Source organism: Prevotella sp. DNF00663, assembly GCF_001553265.1.
Taxonomy (GTDB): domain Bacteria; phylum Bacteroidota; class Bacteroidia; order Bacteroidales; family Bacteroidaceae; genus Prevotella.
Window position 1 is genome coordinate 1 of sequence record NZ_KQ960663.1, and the last position, 863, is coordinate 863.

The following is an 863-nucleotide window of genomic DNA, read 5'->3' on the forward strand; positions in this document are numbered from 1 at the left end:
TTGAAGGTTACGGCTGTGCCTTTATCGCCGTCACTCTTACCGCCGCCATAGGCGAGGTCGTTGTCGGACAGGAGACGAGCATGCCCAATGAGGCAAATATGCCTGACAATAATAAAAACTGCGATGATTTCATTGTTTTATTTCTTTTTTGTTTGCATAGTCATTAAAAAAAACACGACAGGCAAGAACGCCTGACTTTACCGTCCGTCCGCCTGAGGGAGCGTGCACGGCATCAGTCTTCTCAACCCAACCACATGTTGAATTCCTATTCGAAGACGAGGTCGGTGTTGTCAGTATCTTCTGGGGGGGGTACTATTGTGTAGGGTGGCTTGCCAGCATCGCCGCCTATCCTCATCTTGGGGCTAGTAACCATGATTTGCGATTCGACATCCACCTTGATTACTTTTATCCAAGGCTTGACATAGGGCTTTTTCTTGGATTCTTTTTTGTCCAAACTCTTTTTGTCCATAATTTTTTCTTTTTTATTATTAATAATATTAGTTACTTGTTTTTTAAGGTCACACGGGAACTATGGTATCACCAACGCGGAGGTTGCCTCGCGCCATTCCTCCCAGTCCACGTCCATGTCGGTCAGGGCGCGTATGGCAAGGCGTTTGCCTGCCGAGTCGCCGACAAGGCCCTGGCGGAAATGAGTTTCTGGAACAAAGCGCACACAGATGCCGTTGATTTGGGCGGCCGATACTTTTTCGCGCGTATCGACTCTGTTGTTGGCGGCACTCGGCAGCAGGCAGGGCATACTCTACGTCGGTTGCCATAACCCTGACTTCAGGTTTTGCATAAACCGATTTTTTCTTCATCAAAGTTCCTCCCTAAAATTATGCACCACCTCTTGGTAAGAGGTG

The 863-nt window shown here is 47.9% G+C and carries 2 protein-coding genes; both read right to left on the bottom strand.

The genetic code is table 11. From position 1 onward, the window contains the following. Positions 1-265: 265 nt before the first annotated feature. Positions 266-469 carry a hypothetical protein gene (locus HMPREF3034_RS11215; protein ID WP_062435640.1) on the bottom strand — a complete coding sequence of 68 codons (204 nt, stop codon included), beginning with the start codon at positions 467-469 and terminating at the stop codon, positions 266-268. Positions 470-518: 49 nt separating this feature from the next. After that, a complete protein-coding gene (locus HMPREF3034_RS12715) occupies positions 519-818 on the bottom strand; it encodes a hypothetical protein (protein ID WP_156431125.1) in 300 nt (99 codons plus the stop codon). Positions 819-863 lie beyond the last annotated feature (45 nt).